At 61.7% G+C, this 21,820-nt stretch carries 19 protein-coding genes; 11 read left to right on the top strand and 8 right to left on the bottom strand.

Going from position 1 to position 21,820, the window contains the following annotated elements:
* Window positions 1-10: 10 nt before the first annotated feature.
* Together HBO41_RS26505 and HBO41_RS26510 are read left to right on the top strand one after the other, a co-directional pair.
* Entirely contained in the window at window positions 11-874 is an 864-nt protein-coding gene (locus HBO41_RS26505) for an SMP-30/gluconolactonase/LRE family protein (protein WP_099547903.1), read from the top strand.
* Between the two features lie 37 nt (window positions 875-911).
* Window positions 912-1,916, top strand: a complete 1,005-nt coding sequence (locus tag HBO41_RS26510) for a substrate-binding domain-containing protein (RefSeq protein ID WP_017136516.1) — start codon at window positions 912-914, stop codon at window positions 1,914-1,916.
* A 1,021-nt stretch (window positions 1,917-2,937) separates the two neighbouring features.
* On the opposite strand, the gene HBO41_RS26515 is transcribed toward HBO41_RS26510, so the two are convergent.
* On the bottom strand, window positions 2,938-4,086 hold the full coding sequence (locus HBO41_RS26515; protein WP_017134566.1) for an aldose epimerase family protein: 1,149 nt from the start codon (window positions 4,084-4,086) through the stop codon (window positions 2,938-2,940).
* Window positions 4,087-4,224: 138 nt separating this feature from the next.
* On the opposite strand from HBO41_RS26515, the gene HBO41_RS26520 reads away from it, so the two are divergent.
* A complete protein-coding gene (locus HBO41_RS26520; protein ID WP_017134567.1) occupies window positions 4,225-4,992 on the top strand; it encodes an SDR family NAD(P)-dependent oxidoreductase in 768 nt (255 codons plus the stop codon).
* A 5-nt stretch (window positions 4,993-4,997) separates the two neighbouring features.
* Here HBO41_RS26520 and HBO41_RS26525 read toward each other — a convergent pair whose 3' ends face one another.
* Genes HBO41_RS26525 through HBO41_RS26535 form a run of 3 tightly spaced genes read right to left on the bottom strand, consistent with a single transcriptional unit; the run spans window position 4,998 to window position 7,026 of the window.
* Entirely contained in the window at window positions 4,998-5,600 is a 603-nt protein-coding gene (locus HBO41_RS26525) for a glutathione S-transferase family protein (protein ID WP_017134568.1), read from the bottom strand.
* 29 nt (window positions 5,601-5,629) lie between these two features.
* Complete coding sequence (mug, locus tag HBO41_RS26530; protein ID WP_169988336.1) at window positions 5,630-6,163, bottom strand: G/U mismatch-specific DNA glycosylase; 534 nt, start codon at window positions 6,161-6,163, stop codon at window positions 5,630-5,632.
* Entirely contained in the window at window positions 6,160-7,026 is an 867-nt protein-coding gene (locus HBO41_RS26535; RefSeq protein ID WP_099549155.1) for a LysR substrate-binding domain-containing protein, read from the bottom strand. Before HBO41_RS26535 ends, mug begins: the two co-directional genes overlap by 4 nt.
* A gap of 134 nt (window positions 7,027-7,160) precedes the next feature.
* On the opposite strand from HBO41_RS26535, the gene HBO41_RS26540 reads away from it, so the two are divergent.
* Genes HBO41_RS26540 through HBO41_RS26555 form a run of 4 tightly spaced genes read left to right on the top strand, consistent with a single transcriptional unit; the run spans window position 7,161 to window position 11,287 of the window.
* On the top strand, window positions 7,161-8,213 hold the full coding sequence (locus tag HBO41_RS26540; protein WP_017134571.1) for an agmatine/peptidylarginine deiminase: 1,053 nt from the start codon (window positions 7,161-7,163) through the stop codon (window positions 8,211-8,213).
* Window positions 8,214-8,217: 4 nt separating this feature from the next.
* A complete protein-coding gene (aguB, locus tag HBO41_RS26545) occupies window positions 8,218-9,099 on the top strand; it encodes an N-carbamoylputrescine amidase (protein WP_017134572.1) in 882 nt (293 codons plus the stop codon).
* Window positions 9,096-10,178, top strand: a complete 1,083-nt coding sequence (locus HBO41_RS26550) for an extracellular solute-binding protein (protein ID WP_026013487.1) — start codon at window positions 9,096-9,098, stop codon at window positions 10,176-10,178. The genes aguB and HBO41_RS26550 overlap by 4 nt, the downstream gene beginning before the upstream one ends.
* Window positions 10,179-10,186: 8 nt before the next feature.
* Window positions 10,187-11,287 carry an agmatine/peptidylarginine deiminase gene (locus HBO41_RS26555; RefSeq protein WP_169988338.1) on the top strand — a complete coding sequence of 367 codons (1,101 nt, stop codon included), beginning with the start codon at window positions 10,187-10,189 and terminating at the stop codon, window positions 11,285-11,287.
* On the opposite strand, the gene HBO41_RS26560 is transcribed toward HBO41_RS26555, so the two are convergent.
* A complete protein-coding gene (locus HBO41_RS26560) occupies window positions 11,284-11,754 on the bottom strand; it encodes a MarR family winged helix-turn-helix transcriptional regulator (RefSeq protein ID WP_178111042.1) in 471 nt (156 codons plus the stop codon). The two genes, HBO41_RS26555 and HBO41_RS26560, sit on opposite strands and share 4 nt — an antisense overlap.
* Window positions 11,755-12,028: 274 nt before the next feature.
* Between HBO41_RS26560 and HBO41_RS26565 the strand changes: the two genes are divergently transcribed.
* Genes HBO41_RS26565 through yghU form a run of 4 tightly spaced genes read left to right on the top strand, consistent with a single transcriptional unit; the run spans window position 12,029 to window position 18,656 of the window.
* Window positions 12,029-15,208 carry an efflux RND transporter permease subunit gene (locus HBO41_RS26565; protein WP_169988340.1) on the top strand — a complete coding sequence of 1,060 codons (3,180 nt, stop codon included), beginning with the start codon at window positions 12,029-12,031 and terminating at the stop codon, window positions 15,206-15,208.
* Window position 15,209: 1 nt separating this feature from the next.
* On the top strand, window positions 15,210-16,379 hold the full coding sequence (locus HBO41_RS26570) for an efflux RND transporter periplasmic adaptor subunit (RefSeq protein ID WP_169988342.1): 1,170 nt from the start codon (window positions 15,210-15,212) through the stop codon (window positions 16,377-16,379).
* Window positions 16,372-17,817, top strand: a complete 1,446-nt coding sequence (locus tag HBO41_RS26575) for an efflux transporter outer membrane subunit (protein WP_169988344.1) — start codon at window positions 16,372-16,374, stop codon at window positions 17,815-17,817. Before HBO41_RS26570 ends, HBO41_RS26575 begins: the two co-directional genes overlap by 8 nt.
* Window positions 17,818-17,819: 2 nt before the next feature.
* A complete protein-coding gene (gene yghU, locus HBO41_RS26580) occupies window positions 17,820-18,656 on the top strand; it encodes a glutathione-dependent disulfide-bond oxidoreductase (RefSeq protein WP_169988346.1) in 837 nt (278 codons plus the stop codon).
* A gap of 323 nt (window positions 18,657-18,979) precedes the next feature.
* Here the strand turns inward: yghU and HBO41_RS26585 are convergent, their stop codons facing one another.
* The 3 genes from HBO41_RS26585 to HBO41_RS26595 are packed head-to-tail and all read right to left on the bottom strand — an operon-like array spanning window position 18,980 to window position 21,721.
* Window positions 18,980-19,906: a sugar ABC transporter substrate-binding protein gene (locus HBO41_RS26585; RefSeq protein ID WP_169988348.1), complete on the bottom strand. Its 927-nt coding sequence runs from the start codon at window positions 19,904-19,906 to the stop codon at window positions 18,980-18,982.
* Window positions 19,907-19,925: 19 nt separating this feature from the next.
* Entirely contained in the window at window positions 19,926-20,705 is a 780-nt protein-coding gene (locus tag HBO41_RS26590) for a TIM barrel protein (protein ID WP_099549161.1), read from the bottom strand.
* Window positions 20,702-21,721 carry a Gfo/Idh/MocA family oxidoreductase gene (locus tag HBO41_RS26595; protein ID WP_169988350.1) on the bottom strand — a complete coding sequence of 340 codons (1,020 nt, stop codon included), beginning with the start codon at window positions 21,719-21,721 and terminating at the stop codon, window positions 20,702-20,704. The genes HBO41_RS26590 and HBO41_RS26595 overlap by 4 nt, the downstream gene beginning before the upstream one ends.
* Window positions 21,722-21,820: the final 99 nt, after the last annotated feature.

The raw sequence follows: 21,820 nt of genomic DNA on the forward strand, positions 1-21,820 counted from the left end.
AGGAGGTTTTATGTCGTGTACCGCAGTCACTGCGCACCGTGCGCAGCTGGGCGAAGGCCCGTTCTGGGACGTGCCGACCCAGGCGCTGTATTGGGTGAATATCGCCGGCAAGCAGGCGCTGCGCCTGATGGGCGGGCAGTTGCAGATCTGGCAGTTGCCCGAGCACGTCTCGGCCTTCATCCCCTGTGAAAGCGGGGATGCACTGGTGACGCTGAGCAGCGGCGTGTACCGGCTGAACCTGGAAACCGAAGCCCTCACGCTGTTGTGCGTGGCCGACCCGCAACCGGGTAACCGTGGCAATGAAGCGCGCTGCGATGCCCAGGGCCGCCTGTGGTTGGGCACCATGCAGAACAACATTGGCGAGCAGGGTGAAGACCTGCCGATTACGCGGCGTTCCGGCGGCCTGTTTCGGATCGATGCCAACGCGCATGTCACGCCGCTGCTGCAAGGGCTGGGCATTCCCAACACCTTGGTGTGGAGCGATGACGGCGCGCACGTGCATTTTGGCGACAGCCTGGACGGCACTTTGTACCGGCATGCGGTCAAGCCAGAGGGTCAGCTCGAGCCTGCCCGGGTCTGGTTCGGCCCGCATGAGCGTGGTGGCCCGGATGGCTCGGCGATGGACGCGGATGGCTATATCTGGAATGCCCGTTGGGATGGCAGTTGCTTGCTGCGCCTGACGCCTGCCGGCGAGGTCGACCGCATTGTCGAGTTGCCCGTGAGCCGCCCCACCAGTTGCGTGTTCGGTGGCCCCAACCTCACCACCCTCTACATCACCAGCGCCGCCAGCCCACTCGATCACCCGCTGGATGGCGCAGTGCTGGCCATCGAGGTCGATGTGCCGGGCACCCCCTGTCACCGCTTTGCCGGATAAACCCAAGACCTGAAAACAATAACAAGGAGTCACCCGTATGAATCGTCGTCGAGGTATGCGTTCCCTGTGCTGCGCCGCTGTGGCGGTGTCGGCCCTGAGCTTGGGCGGTCTGTTGCAGGCCGCTGAAGCCGTGAAGATTGGTTTTTTGGTCAAGCAGGCTGAAGAGCCGTGGTTCCAGACCGAATGGGCGTTTGCCGAAAAAGCCGGCAAGGAGCATGGCTTTACCGTGATCAAGATCGCCGTGCCGGATGGCGAGAAAACCCTCTCGGCCATCGACAGCCTGGCGGCCAACGGCGCCAAGGGCTTTGTGATCTGCCCGCCGGATGTGTCGCTGGGCCCGGCCATCGTTGCCAAGGCAAAGGCCAACGGCCTGAAAGTGATTGCGGTGGATGACCGTTTTGTCGACGCCAAAGGCAACTTCATGGAGGACGTGCCGTACCTGGGCATGGCCGCGTTTGAAGTGGGCCAGAAGCAGGGCGCGGCGATGGCGGCGGAGGCGAAAAAACGCGGTTGGGATTGGAAGGACACCTATGCGGTGATCAATACCTTTAACGAACTCGACACGGGTAAAAAGCGCACTGACGGTTCGGTTAAATCGCTGGAAGATGCTGGTTTTCCTAAAGACCACATTCTGTTCACCGCGGCCAAGACGCTCGATGTACCGGGCAGTATGGACGCCACCAACTCGGCGCTGGTCAAGCTGCCCAGCGGTGCCAAGAACTTGATTATCGGTGGTATGAACGACAACACGGTACTCGGTGGCGTGCGCGCAACCGAAACGGCCGGTTTTGCTGCGGCCAATGTGATTGGTATCGGCATCAATGGTACGGATGCCATTGGCGAACTGAAAAAGGCTGACAGTGGATTTTTCGGTTCGATGCTGCCTAGCCCGCATATCGAGGGCTACAACACGGCGCTGATGATGTATGAGTGGGTCACCAAGGGGACGGAGCCGCCCAAGTACACGGCCATGGACGAGGTGACGCTGATTACACGGGAGAACTTCAAGCAAGAGCTGACGAAGATTGGGTTGTGGCAGTGAGGTAGGCTTGGCGGGGGGGATCGGACGGAGTACATATCCGTTGCTGCGGTAACGGCTACCTATGGTTCCGCCCTTACGGCGGGTCACTTTTGGCAAACGCCCCAAAAGTAACCAAAAGGTCTTCGCCCCACCACTCGGTGCCTCGCTGGGGCTCGGCATGCCCTCACTCCGGCTTGAATCCGTGGGCCGCCGCGATGGGCCATCCTTGGCCCAGCGCGGCTAACCCGGCGTCCTGCCGGGTTACCCACGGATTCAAGCCTGCGTTCGGCCATCGTGGTTAACGGGGCGCCTCAGATCAAGATCAAGATCTACAGCACGGCGGCCTGAAAGCCGACCTGAGTGGTTAGATCAAAAGCGAAAAGCGGATTTGCATACACTGAAGAGCTGCTTTTCTGTGGGAGCTGGCTTGCCTGCGATGCAGACACCTCGGTACATCAGGCACACCGAGTTGATGCTATCGCAGGCAAGCCAGCTTCCACCTTTGACCGAGTATGGCTCTGCTGTTGCTGTTGCTGTTGCTGTTGCTGTTGCTGTTGCTGTTGCTGTTGCTGTTGCTGTTGCTGTTGCTGTTGCTCCGGCTCTTACATCCTTTTCGATGACGAAGTCAGCGGTCTTTTGATCTGCGCTTTTGATCTTGATCTGAAATCGCCCCGTTAAACACGATGGCCGGAATCTGACAGTGATTTGGGGGGTAAACCGGCAGGGATGCCGGTTTAGCCGCCCCGCGCCATGGATGGCGCGTGGCGGCGGCCCCCCAAATCAGTGTCGGATTGCGGGCATGCCGAGCCACAGCGAGGCACCGAGTGTTGGGGCGAGGACTTTTTGCTTACTTTTTGGTCCTTCAAAAAGTGAGCCGCTGTAAGAGCGGAACCATAGGCCGCCGTTACCGCAGCAACGGATATGTACTCAGCAACCCTGAGCCAGCCCAAGACTTCAAACTGCCCCGGCACTCCCCGGTCACAAGGAAAAACCGGGGTGCCTGTCGCGAGGGCCGGCTCCTGCACCCCGGTTGCACCAACACTCAGTCGGCAGAAAACTTGAGCACAGTGTTCTGGCTATAAGTCTGCCCAGGATTCAACCGAGTCGAAGCAAACTTGGGCTGGTTGGGCGCATCAGGAAAATGCTGGGTTTCGAGGGTAAAAGCACTCCAGTGCTGATACGTCTTGCCTGCTTTGCCCTTCACCGTGCCATCGAGGAAGTTGCTGGTGTAGAACTGCACCCCAGGCTCGCTGGTGTAGAGCTTCAAACGCCGGCCAGACGCAGGGTCGTGTACTTCGGCGGCGAGTTGCTTGATATCGCCCTGGGTGTCGAGCGCCCAGTTGAAGTCAAACCCACCTTGTTTCGGCTCGGCAAATTTGAGCTGCGGATGCTCGTCCTTGATGTGCTGGCCGATCGGCGTGGGTTTGAGAAAGTCCATCGGCGTGCCCTTGACCGGTGCCAGCTCGCCGGTCGGAATCAGGGTGGCATTCACCGGTGTGTAATGGCTGGCATGCAAGGTCGCGACCTGCTTGAGAATGTCGCCATTGCCCGCGCCCGCCAGGTTGAAATAGCTGTGGTTGGTGAGGTTGAGCACGGTGGGTTTGTCGGTGCTGGCTTTGTAGTCGATATGCAGTTCGTTGTTATCGTTGAGGCTGTAGGTGACCTCGGTTTTAAGGTTGCCAGGGAAGCCCATTTCACCGTCCTTGGACAGGTAGCTGAGCTTGACGCCGACCGAGTCCTTGCCCTTGACGGGTTCGGCTTGCCAAACGTGCTTGTCAAACCCCTGGGCGCCGCCGTGCAGCGAATTTGGCCCGTCGTTGAGCGGCACCTGATAGCGCTTGCCATCAAGCTCAAACGCACCGCCCGCCAGGCGGTTGCCGAAGCGCCCGATGGTCGCGCCAAAAAAGGCCGTGCCGCTCTGATAGCCCTGCACGTCATCAAAACCCAGTACCACGTCATCGACCTTGCCGTTTTTATCCGGCACGTGCAGTGACTGCAACACGCCGCCGTAGGTGATCACCGTGGCTTGCATGCCGTGGCTGTTGCGCAAGATGTACTGCTCGACGGCGGTGCCGTCATTGGTTTTACCGAAGGGTTTGTGTTCGCTGGTGAGGCCCGCAGCCTGGGCGCCGCCGCTGGCAATCAGCAGGGACAAGGCGAGGCCGGAAAGCAGGTGACGAGGGTGCTTCATGGTCGAACTTCCTTTTGTTGTTTTCAGTGGAATAGTTCTACTAATGTGCGATATTTTGTCGTTGCAGCAGCAGATTTATAGCCTTTTACGGCCTGTTTGCAAAATAAAATAAGACTAATTAAGTGAGGCAACCTTTATATGACCACTCAGCAGGCTGTTTACCCCGACCTTGAGGGTAAGACCGTTCTGGTTTCCGGTGGTGCCTCAGGCATCGGCGAATTCCTGGTGCGCGCGTTCGCCGCGCAGGGCGCCAAGGTGGGTTTTGTGGACCGGGCGCAAAGCCAGGGTGAGCGGCTGGCCGCGCTGCTGCATTCCCAGGGCTACAAGGTTGAGTTCGTGTGTTGCGACATCACCGATGAAATCGCCTATAAAGCGGCGATCGAACGCTTTGAGCACTCGTTGGGGCCGATCACCGTACTGGTCAATAACGCGGCCAACGATGTGCGTCACACCCTGGAAGAAGTCGATTCGGCGATGTTCGACAGGCTGATCGCGGTCAACCTCAAGCACGCGTTCTTTGCTGCCAAGGCCGTGGTGCCGATGATGAAACGCGCTGGTGGCGGGGCGATCATCAACCTGGGCTCGGTGGGGTGGATGATGGCGTCTGCTGGCTACCCGGTGTACGCCGCCAGCAAGGCGGCGGCCCATGGCATGACCCGCGCCCTGGCACGTGAGCTGGGGCCGAACCATATTCGCGTGAATACCCTGGTGCCCGGTTGGGTCATGACCGAAAAACAATTGGCAATGTGGGTCGATGATGCGGCCAAGGAGCTGATCAGCCGCAGCCAGTGCCTGCCCGGCAGCGTACTGCCGGAACACATCGCCAATATGGCGTTGTTTCTCGCCTCCGATGCCTCGGCGATGTGTTCGGCGCAGAACTTTATTGTGGATGGCGGCTGGGTCTAGGCCTGCTACTCGATGGGGTAGCGCTTGAACGCCGGGTGCTGTTCCAGTTGGTCGGCGTGACGTTGCAGGTTAGGGAATGCCTTGGGGTCGAGCACCGACGGCAGTTTGAGTTGGGTGAACGACCACGCGACTGCCGCGGTCAGCGCCGCCTGGGTCAGTGGCGCGTCGGTGGTTTGGGCAAGGTGCTTTTCCAGCAGCGAATAGGCGGCCAACAGTTGACCGGTCACGCGGTCTATCCACGGTTCATGGCGTTTTTCTGCCGGGCGCAGATTGTCCTCATAGACGATCTGCACGGTTTTCTCGCAGGCCGCCAGGGCCAGCCCGAGCAGGTGCAGTTCGTGGGCGCGGGCGCCCGGCGCTTGTGCCAGCAGCTTCTTGTCGGTGGGGGCCTGGGCTTCGAAATAATCCAGGATCAGGCTGGAGTCCATCAGCAAGGTGCCGTCGTCCAGCACCAGGGTCGGCGCCTTGACCACCGGGTTGATCGCGTGGAACTGCTCGAAGGTGCTGAACACCGACACCGACTGATGTTCAAACGCCACGCCGTACAGGTCCAGGGAAATTGCCACGCGGCGTACGTAAGGCGAGTCAAGCATGCCTATCAGTTTCATGAAGCCTCCGTTGCTTTCAGGTGATGGGATCAGGAGATTAAGGGCACATGATTGTCCTGCGCAATGGCCTTGCGCAGTTGCTGATAGGCATCCACTAACTGCTCCAGGTTGAACGCCAAATTGCGCCCGCTGGGGTTGGGCAACACCCATACCGCTGCGCCGCCCAACAACAGCGGCTGCAACCCCCAGGCAACCTCGCGTTGGCCGGACACGGCGCTATAACCGACCTTGCCCAGAAAGGCCACGAAGCGTGGCTGCCAGCGGCGGATTTTTTGCTCAAACGCAACCGCGGCGTCGTTGAATTCATGCCGCGCCAATTCCCCCGCACTCGCCGTCGGACGCTCCACCAGCGTGGTCAGCCCGCAGTGATAGTCGAGCATGGTGCGCCCCTCCTGCGGGCGGATCTCATGAGGCGTGAAACCGGCCAGGTGCAACGTGCGCCAAAAGCGGTTGCTGCGGTTGGCGAAGTGCAGGCCCAAGGCGGCGGAGCCTTTGCCGGGGTTGATGCCGCAGAACACCACGTTCAAGTGCTCGGTGAGGATGTCTTCAAGTCTGTCGCTCATGTCGGGTCTATCTGCAAACGCATCAGCAGCCATTCGGTAAAGCTGCGGGCCAGTGGGTCGTTTTCACTGTCACGGTGGGTCAACAGCGCCCAACTGGGACCGCGAATGGTGGCTTCGACCAGCGGCGTGAGCAAACCATCGGCCTGGGCCTGGCGGCTCAGCAGTTGGCTGACCAGGCCGATGCCCAGCCCGCTGCACACGGCATCCAGCAGTAAACCTGGATCGGAAAAATTCAGCCCGTGGTCCTGTTGGCCCACATCAATACCGGCCTCCACGGCCCAATGGCTCCAGTCCATCTCTCGCTCGCCGTGCAACGTGGTGCGCTGCGCCGCAGGCACAGACAGCAGCTTGGGATGGCAAGCCGGAAACAGGCGGTCGGCATGCAGCACCTTGAAGCTGCATTCGGCCTGGGAGCTGATGTCGTCACGCACGGCCAGGTCGATGGTCTGGCTGGCCATGTCAGGCACTTCATCGGTGCTGAAGATCCACAGGTCTACCTCCGGGTGCCGCTGACGAAAGTCCGCCAGGCGTGGCAGCAGCCAGTGACGAGCAAAGGTCGGCGTGGTGTTGAGCACCAGTTGATTGGGTTTGCGGTACTGCCCCAGGCGTCGCACGCCCACCGCCAGTTGTTGCAGCAGCGCCTGGGTGGTGCTGAGGAAGTCATAACCTGCGTCGGTGAGGCTCACGCTGCGCCCGCTGCGTAAAAACAGCGGCTGCTCCAGGTAAGCCTCCAGGCTGCGGATCTGCTGGCTGATCGCCGATTGGGTCAGGTGCAGTTCTTCGGCAGCCTTGTGGAAACTGCCTAGCCGGGCGGCGGCTTCAAAGCCGCGCAGGGTGCCGAGGGGCGGCCAGTGGTTGAGCATATCGATAAGCTCCGCTAATCAGTTTTCTACAAAATCCATCGTTTGTTTGGCCTTTTCAGCCTACGTAGCATGTGCGCCAAGACTCCGTGGGCAGTTTTCACTGAACACAATGACTTAACTCAAAGGTGCTTGTCATGCAGCGTAGTGAAATTTTAAGCAGTGGTTGGTGTATGCCCGCGGAGTGGTCCCATCATGTGGCGACCTGGATGGTCTGGCCACATAACCAGGCGCTGTGGGAAAGCACCTGGGGTGTGACTTTGGCATTGGTGCAGCAGGATTTTGCGCGGGTCGCCAATGCCATCGCACGTTTTGAGCCAGTAAAAATGATTGTCGACCCTTCGGCAATCGCCAGTGCCAAAGCCCTGTGTGGCCCTGGCATCGAGTTGATCGCTGAGGCCGTCAATGACAGCTGGTGCCGCGACTCCGGCCCCACCTTCATTTGTCACCCGCAACAGGGTGCGGCAGGTGTGAGCTGGCGCTTCAACGCCTGGGGCGGCAAGTCGGCCCATGACTTGGACGAAAGCCTGGCGCGCCGGGTGCTTAATCACCTGGGGCTGGAATGCTTCGGCACGCCGCTGAGCAATGAAGGCGGCGCGATCCATGTGGACGGCGAGGGCACCTTGATCACCACCGAATCGGTGCTGCTCAACCCCAACCGCAATCCCGGTATGACCAAGGCCGAGATGGAAGAGGTCTTCGCGCGCCTGCTGGGGATCAAAAAGACTATCTGGCTGCCCGGCGACCCGGATTACGTCACTGGCGATATGACCGACGGCCACGTCGACGGCGTGTGTGCCTTCGCCCGCCCTGGCCTGCTGCTGGTGGATGCCACCCACGATCACCACTCGACCTACGCCCAAGTGGTACGCGAAAACCGTCGCGCCCTGGAACTGGCCACCGACGCCCATGGCCGCCGTTTCGAACTGATCGAACTGTATGAGGCCACCGACGCAGTGGACACCGATGCAGAAGTGTTTTGCGCCTCCTACACCAACTTCTACATTGCCAACGGCGCAATCATCATGCCGGCCTACGGCATTGAGGCTGATCAGGTAGCGGCCGAGGTGCTGGCCCAGGCGTTCCCGGGCCGTGAAATCGTGCCGGTGCAGATCAACCACTTGGCCCACGGCGGCGGCGGGGTGCATTGCATCACGCAACAGCAACCGGCCTGGCCGTTAAAGGGGTAATGCCATGACTGTATTGACGATTGCTACTACCCAGATGCCGTGTACCTGGGACTTGCCGGGTAACCTCGACCGCGCCGAGCGGTTGGTGCGCGATGCCGCCGCACAGGGCGCCCAGGTCATCCTGCTGCAGGAGCTGTTCGCCACGCCGTATTTCTGTATCGAGCAGCATCACAAACATTTGGCACTGGCCGAGGAGTATCAGCACAGCCGCGTGCTCAAGCGTTTCGCCGCATTGGCGAAGGAACTGGGCGTGGTGCTGCCGCTGAGCTGGTTCGAAAAGGCCGGTAATGCCTACTTCAATTCCCTGAGTGTGGCCAATGCCGATGGGCAGTTGATGGGCGTGTACCGCAAGACTCATATTCCCAACGCCATCGGCTACCAGGAGAAGGAATATTTCAGCCCCGGCGACACCGGTTTTCGCGTCTGGGACACGGCGTTCGGGCGCCTGGGTGTCGGTATCTGCTGGGACCAGTGGTTCCCCGAAACCGCCCGCTGCCTGGCGTTGCAGGGTGCTGAAGTGTTGTTGTTCCCCACGGCCATCGGCTCGGAACCCGGCTGCGCGGCGCTCGACTCCCGTGACCACTGGCAAATGACCATGCGCGGTCACGCCGCCGCCAACCTGGTGCCGGTAGTGGCGGCCAACCGCGTAGGCCGTGAAGTGGCGACAACGGATGCGAGCCTGCAAATGGATTTCTATGGCTCGTCGTTTATCTGCGACCACAAAGGCAAGCTGCTGGTCGAAGCTGATCGCGAATCCACTGGCGTACTCGTGCACTCCCTGGACCTGTCTGCGATGCGCGAAGAACGCCGGACCTGGGGCATCTTCCGCGACCGCCGCCCGCACATGTATGACGCACTGCTGACCCTGGACGGACGCCCATCATGAGACTGCTTTTGAGCTGTGCCCTGATCCTCACCAGCGCCTGCGCCACGGCCGATGACAAGACGCTGAAACTCTACAATTGGGCGGACTATTTTGCGCCGGACACCTTGTCGGCTTTCACCGCCGAGACCGGCATCAAGGTGATCTACGACGTGATGGACGGCAGCGAAACCCTGGAAGCCAAGTTGATGGCCGGCGGCAGCGGCTACGACCTGATCTTCCCCGGCGACACCGTGGCCGAGCGCCTGATGCGCGCCGGCAGCCTGCAACCGCTGGACCCTGCCAAGCTCACTGCGCTGGATGATATCGAGCCGGGTTTGCAGAAGTTGCGCAGCCACTACGTCAACTCGAACAAAGCCACGGTGCCCTACACCTGGGGGACTATCGGCCTGACCTACAACACCGCACAGATTAAGCAGCGCTTGCCGAACGCGCCGGTCAACAGTCTCGACCTGCTGTTCAAGCCCGAATTTGCCGCCAAGTTCGCCGACTGTGGCATTTCGCTGATCGATTCACCGGATGAAGTGCTGGCCGTGGTGCTCAACTACCTGGGGCGCGACCCGCGCAGCGCCAAACGTGAAGACCTGGCCGCTGCCAGTGACTTGCTGCTCAAGCTGCGCCCGTATATCCGCAAGTTCCAGTCGCAACCGGTGACCGACTTGGTCAACGGTGATTTGTGCCTGTCTCTCGGCTACAGCGGTGACATGACCCAAGCCCAGCGCGCCGCCGATGCGGCCGGCAAATCGGTGACCTTTGGTTATCACATCCCTCGCGAGGGCACCACGGTATGGATGGATACCATGGCCATTCCCGTCGACGCCCAGCACCCGGAATACGCCTATGCTTTTATCAACTTCGTGATGCGCCCGCAGAACATGGCCGCCATCACCAACTTCACCGGCTACCCTACGGCCAACGCCAAGGCCCGCCCGGCGGTGGAGGCAGCCATGCGTGATAACCCGCAAATTTACCCGGATGCAGCCACCTTCGAGCGGTTGATTGCCGGCAAAGACATCCCCCAGGCGGATATGCGTGCGCGCATGCGCATGTGGACTAAATTCAAGACAGCGACCACCAAGTAGAGACCCCCATGCCAACCCGTCGAACCTTCATCAAACAAGCCAGCGTGGTCTGTGCCATGACCTTATTCACCACCCATGTACGTGCCGCTGTCAAAGGCCGTTTCTACATGCCCGACGAAGGCGAAAAACACCGCCAAGCCTTTATCGCCTTTGGCGCCCAGGACGCTATCTGGGAAGACTTTACCGCTGATGTGCAAGCGGCCCTGGGCCGTATCGCCAGGGCGATTGCCAACTATGAGCCGGTCACTGTGTTCTGTCGCGAAGACGAGCGCGCATTGGCGGAAAAACACTGCGGCACGCGCAATATCACCTTTGTCGAAACCGAGTTGGACGATATCTGGATGCGCGACACCGGCGCCAATTTCGTCATCGATGGCACCGGTGGCGAAGGCGCAGTGGATTTCAACTTCAATGGCTGGGGCAACAAACAACAACATGCCGATGACGCGCAGTTGGCGGCGCTGGTGGCCGAAGAAACCGGCGCGCGCCACATTCGCAGTGAGCTGGTGGGCGAGGGTGGGGCAATCGAAGTGGATGGCCTGGGCACCGGCATCATGACCGAAAGCAGTTGGATCAACCGCAACCGCAACCCCGACTGGAGCAAGGCCGACGTGGAGGCCGAACTTAAGGAACGCCTGGGGCTGCGCAAGATCATCTGGCTGCCGGGCATCAAGGGCAAGGACATCACCGACGCCCACGTCGACTTCTACGCCCGGTTTGTGTCGCCCGGCGTGGTGCTGGCCAACCTCGATACCGACCCCGAGTCCTACGACCACAAAGTCACCCTTGCGCACCTGGAAATCCTCAAGAACGCCACTGACGCCGACGGCCGCCCGTTGCAGGTGCACACCGTATCGCCGCCGCTGAACCCGCGCAAAAACAAGTTCAGCAAGGGTAACGAGGACTTCGCCGCCGGCTATATCAATTATTTTGTGATCAACGGCGCGGTAATTGCGCCTGAATTCGGCGACCCGGAGGCGGACCGCAAGGCATTGGACCTGCTGTCACGGCTCTACCCGAGCCGCAAAGTGCTGCAACTCAATATCGATGCGATTGCCGCGGGCGGCGGTGGCATTCACTGCGTCACTAACCACCAGCCGATGGCTTAATCGTCCTTGGCCAGCAGGGTGCGGGCAAATTCGTCGGAGGCGATAAAGTCCAGGGTCTGGCGCAGTTGCGCCGCCGCTTCACGGCCGAATGCCTGATCGAAGCGTTCGGCCATTTGCGTGGAAATACGCTTGGCCGCCAGGTGGGTGCGCTTGCCTTGTTCGGTCAGCAGCACGCGCCGGGTACGCCGGTCGAGTTCGTCCACGCGCAGCTCCACCAGGCCGTCACGTACCAGCGGTTTGAGCGTGTGGCCGAGCGCGGACAAATCCATCACCAGGGTTTGTGCCAGCTCGCCCATTTTCGGCGTGCCGGCCTTGGCGATGCGGTTGAGCAGCGCGTATTGCGTGGCTTTGAGCCCGCAGGGCGCGAACGCTTCGTCATAGATCTGGCCCAGGCGGCGCGAGGTGCGGCGCACGGCACCGTTGACGCAGGCGCTGGGGCTCTCGGAGCAAGGCGGGGCAGATTTCAAGGGCAGATACTCTCTGATACAAAACACGACGCGGCTGATTATGCCTGCGCGACCTGTCAGGACAAGGCCTTTCGGACCGAACTGACGTTCCAGATGAAAACTGAGACAGCTTGAAACAAATTAGTTGCGTATGCCACTAAGTTCGATATCGTGGCATATGCCTCTTTGTGACCGGGATGTCGTTACAAAAACCCCAGGACGTGCATGGGGCGAGGCGGGAAACGGCATGGCGCAGCCTGCTTGACCGACCAATCTCCTGTCTGGATCACCTCCTATGCTCAACCTCGTGCGCATCGCCTTGCTGCGCCCCTATACCTTTTTGGTATTGGCCATTTTCATCCTGATCGTCGGGCCGCTGGCGGCCTGGCGCACGCCGACGGACATCTTCCCGGAAATCCGCATTCCGGTGATTGCGGTGATCTGGCAGTACACCGGTTTGCCGCCGGACCAGATGGCGGGGCGCATCACCTCGCCGTTCGAGCGGGTGCTGACCACCACCGTGAACGACATTCGCCATATCGAAGCGCAGTCGATGAACGGCTACGGGATTGTGAAGATCTTCTTCCAGCCCGGCGTCAACATCAGCACCGCCAACGCCCAGGTGACGTCGGTGTCCCAGGCGATCCTGCGGCAATTGCCGCCCAGCACCGTGCCGCCGCTGGTGCTCAACTACAGCGCCTCCACCGTGCCGATTGTGCAGCTTGCACTCTCTGGGCCGGGCCTGAGCGAACAGCGCCTGGGTGATATCGGCCTGAACCAGGTGCGCCTGATGCTCACCAGCGTGCCCGGCGCGGCCCTGCCATACCCGTTTGGCGGCAAGAGCCGGCAAGTGCAGATCGACCTCGATTCGGCGCGCATGCAAGCCCGTGGCCTGTCGGCACAGGACGTCGCCACTGCCCTGGCCACGCAGAACCTGATCACCCCGGTAGGCACCCAGAAGATCGGCAGCTACGAATTCAACCTGCAACTGAACAACTCACCTTCGGACTTCCATGACCTGGAAAACCTGCCGATCAAGACCGCCGACGGCACCACCGTGCTGATCCGGGACGTGGCCACCGTGCGCGACGGCAACCCGCCGCAAACCAACATCGTGCATGTGAACGGCAACCGCTCGGTGCTGCTGCCGGTGCTCAAGACCGGTTCGGCATCGACCTTGGGCGTGATCGCGGGCATCAAGGAAAAGCTTGCCGACAACAAGGCTGCGTTGCCGCCCAACTTGAATATCGATTTGATCGGCGACCAGTCGCTGTTCGTGCGTTCGGCCATCAGCGGCGTGGCCCGTGAAGGCTTGATCGCGGCGGCGCTGACCAGCCTGATGATTTTGCTGTTCCTCGGCAGTTGGCGTTCGACGGTGATCATTGCCACCTCGATTCCATTGGCGATCCTGGCCTCGATTGCCACGCTTTCGGCGCTGGGCGAAACCCTGAATATCATGACCCTCGGCGGCCTGGCGCTGGCCGTGGGCATTCTGGTGGACGACGCCACGGTAACCATCGAAAACATCAACTGGCACCTGGAGCAGGGCAAGCCGGTGCAGACGGCAATCCTCGACGGTGCGGCGCAGATCGTGACGCCGGCGTTTGTCTCGCTGCTGTGTATCTGCATCGTGTTTGTGCCGATGTTCTTCCTGGAGGGTGTGGCGCGCTTCCTGTTCGTGCCGATGGCAGAAGCGGTGATCTTTGCCATGATCGCCTCGTTCCTGCTGTCGCGGACCCTGGTGCCGACGTTGGCCAACTACCTGCTCAAGCCGCATGTGCATGGCGAGCACGGGCCTGCGCCGTCGCGCAACCCGCTGGTGACTTTCCAGCGCGGTTTCGAGAAGCGTTTTGAAGCCTTTCGCGAGCGTTACCACAGCGTGTTGCACAGCGCCTTGCACCATCGTCGCGCGGTAGTGATCGGCCTGCTGGCGTTTGTCGCCGTGTCGTTTGCACTGGTGCCGTTCCTGGGCCGCAACTTCTTTCCAGAGGTCGATTCCGGGCTGATCCTGTTGCACGTCCGCGCTCCGGTGGGCACACGGGTGGAGAGTAATGCGCACCTGATCGCCGACATCGAAAACGCGATCCGGCGCAAAGTCCCGGCCCAGGAACTCAAGGCCTTGGTCGACAACATCGGCCTGTCCATCAGCGGTATCAACGTGGTGTACAACAACACCGGCACCGTGGGTTCCCAGGACGCCGATATCCAGATCAGCCTCAACGAAGGCCACCGCCCGACCGCCGAGTACATGCGCCAGTTGCGCGAAACCCTGCCACGAGAATTCCCGAGCGCGGTGTTCTCGTTCCCGGCCTCGGACATTGTCGGGCAGATCCTCAACTTCGGTTCTTCGGCACCGATCGACCTGCAAATCACCGGCAATAACCTGGCGGCTAACTTCACCTATGCCAGCGCGCTGCTGCGTGATATTCGCCGGGTGCCGGGGGTGGTGGATGCGCGCATCCAGCAGTCGCGGCAATTGCCGACGTTCAATATCGACGTGGACCGCACCCGTGCGCAGTTGGTCGGCCTCACCGAGCGCGATGTCACCAACAGCCTGGTGGTCAACTTGGCCGGCTCCAGCCAGGTGGCGCCGACGTTCTGGTTGAACCCGGCCAACGGCATTTCCTACCCGATCGTGATGCAAACCCCGCAATACAACCTGGAAAGCCTGGCCGCACTGCACAACTTGCCGCTGAGCGGCAGCAATGGCGCGGCCACCGACCAGACCTTGGGCGGCCTGGCGAATATCCAGCGCAGCCACAGCAGTTCGGTGTTCAGCCAGTCGGATATCCAGCCGGTGGTTGAGGTGCTGACGGCGATTCAGGACCGCGATTTGGGTGGCGTCGCCGCCGATATCCAGAAAATCATCGCGGCCCACGCCGGTGAAGTACCGACCGGCTCCAAGGTGATTTTGCAGGGCCAGGTGCAGACCATGAACGCGGCCTTCAGCGGCTTGCTGTTCGGCCTGTTGGGCGCGGTGGTGCTGATCTACCTGCTGATCGTGGTCAACTTCCAGTCCTGGGCCGACCCGTTTGTGATCATCACCGCCTTGCCGGCGGCATTGGCGGGCATTGTGTGGATGCTGTTTGTCACCCATACGCCGCTGTCGGTGCCCGCCTTGACGGGGGCGATCATGTGCATGGGCGTGGCCACCGCCAACGCCATCCTGGTGGTGAGCTTCTGCCGTGAGCGCCTGGCCGTGCATGGCGATGCCGTGCAGGCCGCGCTGGAGGCCGGTTACACGCGGCTGCGGCCGGTGTTGATGACCGCCATCTCGATGATCATCGGCATGGCGCCTATGGCCCTGGGCCTGGGCGAGGGCGGCGAGCAGAACGCGCCGCTCGGGCGTGCGGTGATCGGCGGGCTGGCGTTTGCCACCATCGCCACGTTGATTCTGGTGCCATTGATTTTCAGTCTGGTCCACGGGCGTCGCCAACACGCCACGCTGGCGACTACCGTTTCCCAAGGGGTTTGACATGTCCGTTTCCATTGCTGAAAAAAAGTCGTCCCGTGGCCTGCTGTGGCTGATCGTGGGCGGGGTGACGGTGGTGGTCATCGTCGGTGTCGGCCTGAGCGTGCGTGCCAGTGAATCCCGGGATCTCAAGACCTGGACCGACGCGCAGGCGCTGCCCAGCGTCAACCTGGTCAAGCCGGTGGTGCAAGCGCAAGGCCCGGTACTCAACTTGCCGGGGCGCATGGAGGCTTATTCGCGTGCGTCGATTTTTGCCCGGGTCAATGGCTACCTGAAATCCTGGAATGTTGACATCGGCACGCGCGTCAAAGCCGGCCAGGTATTGGCCGAAATCGACACCCCGGAACTCGACCAGCAACTGCTGCAAGCCCGCGCCACTTTGGCCTCAGCCCAGGCCGATGAACACCTGGCCGATACCACCGCCAAGCGCTGGCAGGCGATGCTCGCGACCGACTCGGTGTCGCGTCAGGACGTCGACGAGCGCACCGGCGACCTGACCGCCAAGCAGGCCAAAGTGACGGCGGCCAAAGCCAATGTCGAGCAGTTGGTGGCGACCAAGGGCTTCCAGCATCTGGTCGCGCCGTTTGCCGGTGTAGTCACCGCGCGCAGTACCGACGTGGGCGCGTTGATCAGCGCCGGGGGCACCGCCGGCAAAGAGCTGTTTGCGGTGGCCGATGTCAGCCGTCTGCGCGTGTATGTGCAGGTGCCGCAGACCTTCTCTCCACAGATTCGCGAAGGCACTACGGCGCGCCTGAGCGTGCCGGAGTATCGCGGCGAAACCTTCACCGGCAAGGTGATCGCCACCGCCGATGCGGTCAACGCCGCGTCCGGCAGCACCTTGGTGCAACTGCTGGTGGACAACCCCGGCGGCCGCCTGCTGCCCGGTGGCTACACCAGCGTGCAGTTTGATTTGCCGGTGCAGGCCGACGTGCTGCGCGTACCGTCCAGTGCCCTGGTGTTCGATGACAAGGGTATGCGCGTCGCCACCCTCGACAGCCAGGACCATGTGCACTTCAAGACCGTCACCATCGCCCGTGACTTTGGCGACAGTGTGGAGATCGCCAGCGGCCTGCAAGCGGCCGACCGCGTGATCGATACGCCGCCGGATGGCCTGGCCGATGATGATTCGGTGCAATTGGCTGCCGCTTCCGTCGAGGCCAAACCCCATGGCTAAGCGCAACCTGCTGGGCCTGCTCGCCACCTTGAGCCTGGGTGCCTGCTCGTTGGCGCCGCCGCTTGAAGTGCCGCAAACACCTGTCGCCGCGCAGTTTCACACCCAAGGCCCGTGGACGGTCGGCGCGCCCGACGACCAGGCCAACCGAGACGGCTGGTGGCGCATCTACAACGACCCGCAGCTGGATGCGATGCAGCAGCAGTTGCTGAAAAACAACCCGGACCTGAGCGCGGCATTCGCGCATTACCAGCAATCCCAGGGGTTCCTGGCCCAGGACCGTTCGGGGCTGTTCCCCAAGCTCTCGGCCATCGGCAGCGGCCAGCGTATTCGCCAGTCGGACACCAAACCGCTGCGCTCGGCCACCTCGCCGGACGTCTATAACTCCGCGACATTGGGCCTGGAGGTGGATTATGAAGTCGACCTGTGGGGCCGCGTGCGCGACACGGTTGCGGCCGGCATCAGTGACTCGGAGGCGGCCAGCGCCGACCTGGCGTCGGTACGCCTGAGCCTGCAAGCGCAATTGGCTGACAGTTACATCCGCCTGCGCGGTATCGACTGGCAGAACCAACTGCTGGAACAGACCCGCGACGCCTACACCAAAGCCCTTAGCCTGACCGAAGGCTTGCACGGCGGCGGGATCGTGTCCGGGCTGGACGTGGCGCGGGCGCGCACGCAGCTGTCGACGGTCAAGTCGCAATTGAACCAGAGCCTGGTGCAACGGGCGGTGTTGGAGCATTCGATTGCGGCGATGCTGGGGGAGTCCGCCTCAACCTATACCGTCGCCGTGAATGTGGCGCCGATTGCCTTGCCCAACGTGCCCACGGGCGTGCCGTCGAGCCTGCTGCAACGCCGCCCGGATATTGCCGCTGCCGAGCGTCGCATCGCGTCGGCCAATGCGCGGATCGGAGTGGCCAAGGCCGCGTGGTTCCCGCAGATCACCTTGAGCGCCCAGGGCGGTTATCAGAGTGACGAGTTTGCCCGTTTGCTCAGCGCACCCAACCTGTTCTGGGCCATCGGCCCGTCGCTGGTCGGCACAATCTTTGATGGCGGCGCGCGCCAGGCCCAGGTCGATATTGCCAAGGCCGCCACTGACGAAGCCGCGGCCAAATACCGTGGCGTAGTGCTGGGTGCTTTCGAGCAAGTGGAAGACAACCTGTTGCAGATTACGGGCCTGGGCAGCGCCCTGGATGACCAGCGTGACGCTGCCGCTGCCGCACAATACGCCGAAGACCTGTCGACCTCGCGTTATCGCCAGGGCGCCGTGGCTTATCTGGATGTGGTCATCGCCCAAGTGGCTGCGCTGGAAGCCAAGCGCAGTGTGCTGCAACTGCAAACCCAGCAATTAAGCGCTAATGTGGGCCTGATCAAGGCGCTGGGCGGCGGATGGAACGTGGCCCAACTGGCTGCATCGAACAGTACTCAAATCAAGGAGAAGTGAGCATGACCGACTACCTACCCCCGAAGGTGTGGACCTGGGACACCGAAAGTGGCGGCACTTTCGCCAGCATCAACCGGCCCATTGCCGGTGCGACCCATGAGAAAGAGTTGCCGGTCGGCAAACACCCGTTGCAGCTGTATTCCCTGGCCACGCCGAATGGGCAGAAGGTCACCATCCTGCTCGAAGAGCTGCTGGCCCTGGGGCACAGCGGCGCGGAATATGACGCGTGGCTGATCAAGATCGGCGATGGCGACCAGTTCGGCAGCGGCTTTGTGGCAGTCAACCCCAACTCCAAGATCCCGGCGTTGATGGACCACAGTGGTGACACGCCGATTCGCGTATTCGAGTCGGGTGCGATCCTGCACTACCTGGCCGAGAAATTCGGCGCGTTCTTCCCCACCGAGCCTGCTGCGCGGGCTGAGTGTTTGTCGTGGCTGTTCTGGCAGATGGGCAGCGCGCCGTACCTGGGCGGCGGCTTCGGGCATTTTTACGCATATGCGCCGAGCAAGATGGAATACCCGATCAATCGCTTCGCCATGGAAACCAAGCGTCAACTGGACGTGCTCGACCAGCGCCTGGCGGTGAGTGAGTACATTGCCGGCGATGAGTACACCATTGCCGATATTGCGATCTGGCCGTGGTATGGCGGCTTGGTCAAAGGCCGTTTGTACGGCGCGTCAGCGGAGTTTTTGTCGGTGCACGAGTACAAGCACGTGCTGCGCTGGGCCGAGGCGATTGAAGCACGTCCGGCGGTACAGCGTGGGCGGCGGGTGAATCGGGTGTCCGGCGAGCCTGCGGAGCAACTGGCTGAGCGGCACGACGCCACCGATCTGGACTGAAACGCTGTCAAATTGTGGGAGCTGGCTTGCCTGCGATGACGGAGTGTCAGTCGATAAATTTGCAACTGACCCACCGCTATCGCGGGCAAGCCCGCTCCCACCTTTGGACCTCCATATTCTTCCAAACTATTTGTAGCGCTGCTCGAACTGCACCCACACGTTGCGCTGGCCGAGGCGGTTGAAATACACCGATTTTGGACTGAAACTCGATCAAACTGTGGGAGCTGGCTTGCCTGCGATTGCGGTGGGCCAGTTATAAAATGGGTGACTGACACTCCGCTATCGCGGGCAAGCCCGTTCCCACAGTTGAGGGCACCCGACTTTTATTTGTAGCGCTGCTCAAACACCGCCACCTGTTCCAGCTTGATCAACTCAAACGGCACCCACACTTCCGATTCAATTGGCTCGCCCTTGATCATCCGAATCGCTGACTCCACGGCCTGTGTGGCCTGTGCCTTGGGGTCCTGGAACACCGAGGCGGTGAGCATGCCGCGCTTGATCGCCGCCAGGCCATCGGGCAAGCCGTCGATACCGATAATCGCGATTTCACCCTTGGCCTTGCCTGCCTGTTGCAGCGCCATGGCCGCGCCAATCGCCATTTCATCGTTGTTGGCCACAATGGCGTCGAACTGTGTGCCGGCCAGCAGCCAATTGCTGGTCAGGTCCATGCCTTTGCTACGTTGCCATTCGGCGCTTTGCTGCTCGACCACCTTGATTCCCGGAAAGTCTTTTAGCACTTGCCTGGCGCCTTCGGTGCGGTCATGGGTGGCGTTCTGCGCGAGGTCGCCCATGATGATCGCCACATTGCCTTTGCCGCCGAGTTTTTCCGCCAGGTAGCGCATCTGCAATTGCCCGGCTTCGATGTCGTTGGAGGCCACCGTGACCACACCTTTGGGCAGCGTGCGTTCGTCCGGGTGGCGGTTGACGTACACCAGCGGCGTCTTCGCGGCCACGGCGGCGCGGGTCATGTTGGCGGTGGCGGCGGTGTCCACCGGCAGCACGATCACCGCGTCGACTTTCTGGTTCAGAAAGCCTTCGACCTGATTGAGCTGGCGCACCACGTCGCCCTGGGCGTCTTCGAACTGGATCTGTACATCCTGCTGTTTGGCGGCGGCTTCGAGGCCGGTGCGCACGTAGGTCATGAAGTTATCGTCAACCCGGGCGATGCTCACGCCGATGCGGTAGGCGGCGAAGGTCCATTGGCTGAACAGCAGTAAAAAAGCAGCGACGATCAATGCGTAACGAGGCATGAGGCGGTTCCTTTTTTTGTTATAGGGTGAAGGCTTGGCGAAAACGTTGCAGCGCCAACTCACTGTCGCCGCTGGCCCAGCCTTCGAGGCCGACCACGCCGCTGTAGCCGATGGCGTGCAGCGCCTTGGCGATGGCCGGGTAGTGAATCTCGCCGGTGCCGGGCTCCTTGCGTCCTGGCACGTCGGCCACCTGGATTTCACCGATGGCGCTGCCTGCGCGCTGGATCAGTTCGATCAGGTTGCCCTCGCCGATTTGTGCGTGGTACAGGTCCAGGTTCATCTTCAGGTGCGGGCTGCCGACGGCTTCGATCAGTGCCAGAGTGTCGTCGGCACGGGCAAACGGCACGCCGGGGTGGTCGACGTCGGTGTTGAGGTTTTCCAGCAGAAACACGCGGCCGGCGTCTTCGCCCAGACGCGCGATTTTTTCCAGGGTCTTGCACGCGCTCAGCCACATGCGCCCGGTGGTCTGGGCCACCGGCTGCACCGGCAGGCCACCGTCACCCAGGCCGGTGCCGTGCAGGTTGAGGCTGGGGCAGTTCAGGCGTGCGGCGACACCCAGGGACTCGCGGGCACTGTCGAGCAATTGGCGGATGCCGTCGGGGTCGGTGAGGCTGCCGCTGATGTAGCCGGTCATGGAGGTGAAGTCGGCGCCGGTGGCGGCCAGTGCGCCGATGTCCTTGTGGGTCCAGCTCCAGATTTCGGCGCTGAAACCCAGGGCATGAATGCGCTTTACGCGTTCGATAAAGGGCAGGTCGAGAAACACCATCTCGGCGCTGACCGCCAGTTTAAACGGCATCATCGGCCGGCTCCTGGCACGGTTACGGCCTTGCCGGTTTCGAACGACTCGATGCAGGCGCGGGCAATCGCCAGGGCCGCCCGTGCGTCTTCGCCGCTGGCCAGAGGCTTGGCGCCGGTGCGCAGGCACTCGACGAAGTGGTTGAGCTCGGCAATGTAGGCGTCGCGCAGCAGGTCGGTGTCCATGCGCTGAGTGTCGGCCTGGATCCCTTGGGCCAGGTAGCGCACCAAGTCAGATTCGTTGAGGCTGCCCATGCTCAGCATGCCTGCGCTGCCGAACACTTCGCCGCGCACGTCGTAGCCGTAGACCGCCTGGAAGTTGGCTTCGGCGGTGGCGATGGCGCCATTGTCGAAGCGAATCGTGACCACGGCGGTGTCGAGGAAGCCTTTGCTTTTGTATTGCGGTGCAATCAGCGCATCGGCCATCACGTAGACCTGCACCGCCTCGGCGCCCGGGTTGAGGTAGCGCAGGGTGTCGAAGTCGTGGATCAGGGTTTCGAGGAAGATCACCCACTGTGGCGAGTTGGCGGGGTTGTTGAGCGCCGGGTCGCGGGTCAGCGAACGCAGCAATTGTGGCGTACCAATACGCCCGGCCGCCACATCGAGGTGTGCGGTGCGAAAGCTCTTGGCAAAGCGCCGGTTGAAACCGACTTGCAGCGGTACACGGGCATCGGCAGCAGCGGCGATGGCGCGGTCGGCTTCATCGAGGGTGATGGCCATGGGTTTTTCGCAGAAGATGCCCTTGCCTGCGCGGGCAGCGCTGATCACCAGTTCGGCGTGGCTGCGTGCAGGGGCGGCGATAAGAACACCATCGATATCCGGGTCGTCGAGCAATTGCTGTGGGTCGGTGTAGACCTTGTTCACCCCCAGCTCCGTCGCCAGGCGTGCGGCCTGGCCGGGCGTGGGGTCGGCGATGGCGGCAAGGCAGGCGCCGGGGATGTGGCGGGCGGCCGTCAGCCCGTGGAAACTGCCCATGCGACCGGCACCGATCAAACCCAGGCGGATGTTCTGTGTACTCATGCAATGACCCCTTTTTATTGTTGGCCGCAGGACAGTTGTCAGCGGCTATGGGGTAAGAGCAAGCACTGTGCCAATATTTAAGCTGTTGATATTTAAAGG

Origin of the sequence: Pseudomonas sp. WS 5146, assembly GCF_012985495.1 — a bacterium.
Classification (GTDB): domain Bacteria; phylum Pseudomonadota; class Gammaproteobacteria; order Pseudomonadales; family Pseudomonadaceae; genus Aquipseudomonas; species Aquipseudomonas edaphica.